We start from the raw sequence: 4,379 nt of genomic DNA, 5'->3' as shown, positions 1-4,379 counted from the left end.
GTGTGGGTCTGGCCCGGGGGTATGCGGGTCAGCCGGGGCTGACGGCGGAGCGTTTCGTCGCCCACCCCTACGGTTCTCCGGGGGAGCGGGTCTATCGCACGGGTGATCTGGTGCGGTGGCGGGCCGATGGTGTCCTGGAGTTCCTCGGGCGTGCGGACGGTCAGGTGAAGATCCGGGGCTTCCGGGTCGAGCCGGGTGAGGTGCAGGCCGTTCTGATGCGGCACGGCAGTATCCGTCAGGCGGCGGTGGTGGTCCGGGAGGACCGCCCCGGGGACAAGCGCCTGGTCGCCTATGCCGTCCTCGACGCGTCCGCTGCCGCGAGCTCCGAGGAGCTGCGGGCCCACGCCGCCGACCGGCTCCCCGAACACCTCGTCCCCTCCGCGGTCGTCATCCTGGACGCCCTTCCGCTGACCCCCAACGGCAAGCTCGACCGCCAGGCCCTGCCCGCCCCCGCGCTCGCCTCGACGGCCGGGGGCCGTGCCCCGCGCACCCCGCGCGAGGAGGTCCTCTGCGGCCTCTTCGCCGACGTCCTCGGCGTCCCCGACACAGGCGTCGACGACGACTTCTTCCACCTGGGCGGCCACTCCCTGCTCGCCGCGCGCCTCATCAGCCGCATCCGCACCGCCCTCGGCGTCGAGGCCGGCATACGCGACCTCTTCCAGGCACCCACCGTGGCCGCACTCGCCCGTCGTCTCGACGGCGCCGACCGGGCCCGGCCGGCCCTGCGCCCCGTCGAGCGCCCGGCCGAGCTTCCCCTCTCGTACGCCCAACAGCGCCTCTGGTTCCTCGACGCGGCCCAGGGCGACACGAGCGGCACCGCCTACAACCTCACCTTCGCCGCCCGGCTGCACGGCACCGTCGACCGGGACGCTCTCCAGGCCGCGCTCATCGACGTCGTCGGCCGGCACGAGGCCTTGCGCACCCGCTTCCCGGCCGCCGACGGCCTGCCTCGCCAGTCCGTCCTCCCGGCCACGCACGCCTGCCCGCCCCTGGCGGTCGCCGACCACGGCCACACCGCCGAGGAGCTCACCGCCGCCCTCCGGACCGCCGCGGCCCACCGCTTCGACCTGGCGGACGAACTCCCCGTGCGGGCACACCTGTTCACGGCGGAAGCGGACGATCAGGTGCTGCTCCTGGTGATGCACCACATCGCCGCCGACGGCTGGTCCATGAATCCGCTGCTGCGTGATCTGGCCACCGCCTACGCCGCCCGCGCCGCCGGCGACGCGCCCACGTGGGCGCCGCTGCCGGTCCAGTACGCCGACTACACCCTCTGGCAGCGCGAACTGCTCGGAGACGGCACCGACCCGGACAGCCTCCTCGCCCGCCAGCTCGACCACTGGCGCGGCGCCCTGGCCGACCTGCCCGACCAGCTGCCCCTGCCCACCGACCGGCCCCGCCCCGGCGACGCCCGAGGCGACGGCGCCCTGCTGCCCGTACGGTTCGGCCCCGGGCTCCACCGGCGGCTGCGCGACCTGGCCCGGGAGACCCACTCCACTCTGTTCATGGTCGTACAGGCGGGCCTGGCCGCCCTGCTGACCCGTCTCGGGGCGGGGACCGACATTCCGCTCGGCACGGCTGTCGCGGGGCGTTCGGACGAGGCTCTCGACGATCTGGTCGGGTTCTTCGTCAACACGCTGGTGCTGCGGACCGACACCTCGGGCGACCCCACCTTCCGCGAGCTCGTCGCCCGCGTCCGTGAGACCGACCTGGCTGCCTACGCCCATCAGGACGTGCCGTTCGAGCGGCTCGTCGAGGACCTGAACCCCGTCCGCTCGCTCACCCACCACCCGCTCTTCCAGGTGATGCTGGTCCTGCAGAACACCGAGGAGACCGACGTCCGGCTCGGCGACGCCGTCGCGCGCCCCGAACCCGTCGCCAACACCACCGCCAAGTTCGACCTGTCCCTCGCCCTCACCGAGACCCATGACGCCACCGGAGCCCCCGCCGGGCTCGACGGAGGTCTCGAGTACGCCACCGACCTCTTCGACGCCGACACCGTGCGTACGCTCCTGGCCCGCCTGGAGCGCCTCCTGCACTCCGCGGTCACCGACCCCGACCGCCCCCTCGGCGCCCTCGACGTGCTCTCCGCCGACGAACGCCACACCACCCTCACCACCTGGAACGACACCGCCGCCGGCTATCCGCACGACCGCTGCCTGCACGACCTGTTCGCCGCGCAGGCCGCCCGCACGCCGCACGCCACTGCCGTGATCTCCGGCGACGAACGCATCGGCTACGCGGAACTCGACGCCCGCGCCAACCGCCTCGCCCACCACCTCATCGGGCTCGGCGTCACCCGCGGCGACCTCGTCGGCGTCCTCGTCGAGCGGGGCCCCGACCTCGTCACGGGCATCCTCGCCGCCCTCAAGTGCGGCGCCGCGTACGTGCCCCTGGACCCGGACCACCCCGACGACCGCATCCGGTCCATCGTCGAGGGGGCCGGTGTCCACACCGCCGTCACCCACAGCCGCCTCGCCGGCCGGCTGCCCGACGACCTCACCCTCGTCCGTACCGACACACCTCACGACCGCGACCTGATCGACAACCGACCTGTCACGGCGCCCGACGTGCGGGTCCTGGCCGACGACGTCGCGTGCGTGCTGTTCACCTCCGGCTCCACCGGCCGCCCCAAGGGTGTCGCCTCCCCGCACCGCGCCACCGTCCGGACCTTCTTCGGGCAGGACTACATCCACTTCGGCCCCGAACAGGTCTTCCTCCAGTGCGCGCCCGTCTCCTGGGACGGCCTCACCCTGGAACTGTGGCCCGCCCTGCTGCACGGCGGCACCTGCGTCCTCGCCCCGGGCCAGAGCCCCGAACCCGCCGTGATCGCCGCGCTCGTCACCGAACACGAGGTGACCACCGCCTGGCTGTCCGCGGGCCTCTTCGCCGTCATGGCCGACACCCACCCGGAGGTCTTCCGCACCCTGCGCCAGGTCATGACGGGGGGCGAGGCGCCCTCCGTCACCCACCTCCTGCGCGTCCGGCGGGACTTCCCCCACCTGCGGCTCGTCCACGGCTACGGCCCCGTCGAATCGATGGTGTTCACCAACTGCCACCGGATCACGGCGGATGACTCGGAACGCACCGTCGTCCCCGTCGGCGGCCCCCTCGCCAACACCCAGGTGTACGTCCTCGACGAACACCTCCGGCCCGTCCCGGCGGGCGTCGTCGGCGAACTGTATGTCTCCGGCGACGGCCTCGCCCACGGCTACCGCCACCGTCCCGCCCTCACCGCCGAACGGTTCACCGCCCACCCCTACGGACCGCCCGGCGCACGGATGTACCGCACCGGCGACCTCGCCCGGTGGCGCGCCGACGGGGAACTGGAATTCGCCGGGCGCGCCGACGGCCAGGTGAAGGTGCGCGGCTTCCGGATCGAACCCGGCGAGATAGAGGCGGTCGCCGCCCGCCACCCCGGCGTCACCCACGTGGCCGTCGTCGTCCGCGAGGACCGCCCCGGGGACCGGCACATCGTCGCCTACGTCGTCGGCGGCACCGACCCGGCCGCGCTGCGCGACCACCTCGCCCACACCCTGCCCCCCTACATGGTGCCGTCCGCGATCGTCATCCTGGACGCCCTGCCGCTCACCCCCAACGGCAAGCTCGACCGCCGGGCGCTGCCCGCCCCCGGCTTCGCGGCCGGCGCCACCCACCGCGCCCCGCGCACCCCCCGCGAGGAGATCCTCTGCGGGCTCTTCGCGGAGATCCTCGGCGTCCAGGACGTCGGCATCGACGACGACTTCTTCGACCGGGGCGGCCACTCCCTGCTCGCCGCCCGCCTCGCCGCCCGTGTCCGAGGCGCCCTCGGCTCGGAACTCACCATCCGCGATCTCTTCCGGGCCCCGACCGTGGCGACACTCGCGGAACGCCTCGACAGCGCCGACCGGGCCCGCCCCGCCCTGCTCCCCGCCGAGCGGCCCGCCGCACTTCCGCTCTCCTACGCCCAGCAACGGCTCTGGTTCGTCGACCGGGCGGAAGGCGGCGCCGCGTCCTACAACGTCGCCCACGCGCTGCGCCTCGACGGCCCGCCCGACCGCGCGGCCCTCGCCGCCGCGCTCGCCGACGTCGTCCACCGGCACGAGGCGCTGCGCACCGTGTTCCACGAGGAGCACGGCCGGGCACGGCAGCGGATCCTGCCGTTTGACCAGGCGCGGCCGGACCTCACCATGACGGTCGTCGCGTCCACCCGGGCGGAGGACCTGGCCGCCGTCCTCTCCGCCCACGCCGCGCGACCCTTCGACCTGGGTTCCGAACTGCCTTTGCGGGCGCACCTGTTCGGTGCGGGGGTGGGGGAGAACGTGCTGTTGCTGGTGGTGCACCACATCGCGTGCGACGGGTGGTCGCTGGCGCCGCTGGTGCGGGACCTGGCCGAGGCG

Annotated in this window: 2 protein-coding genes; one reads left to right on the top strand and one right to left on the bottom strand. The window is 74.2% G+C overall.

Annotated features, from left to right (window positions below; translation table 11 throughout):
- Positions 1–224 (bottom strand): hypothetical protein (locus PUR26_RS10750; RefSeq protein ID WP_329871546.1); only part of this gene is annotated, 224 nt, incomplete at its 3' end.
- On the opposite strand from PUR26_RS10750, the gene PUR26_RS10745 reads away from it, so the two are divergent.
- The coding region (locus PUR26_RS10745; RefSeq protein WP_329871545.1) for an amino acid adenylation domain-containing protein at positions 216–4,379 on the top strand (4,164 nt) is incomplete at its 3' end. The two genes, PUR26_RS10750 and PUR26_RS10745, sit on opposite strands and share 9 nt — an antisense overlap.

The organism is Streptomyces sp. SP18CS02 (genome assembly GCF_036322365.1).
GTDB lineage: Bacteria > Actinomycetota > Actinomycetes > Streptomycetales > Streptomycetaceae > Streptomyces.
Note: the sequence above shows the minus strand (reverse complement) of the source record. Positions and strands in the feature narration are given on the sequence as shown.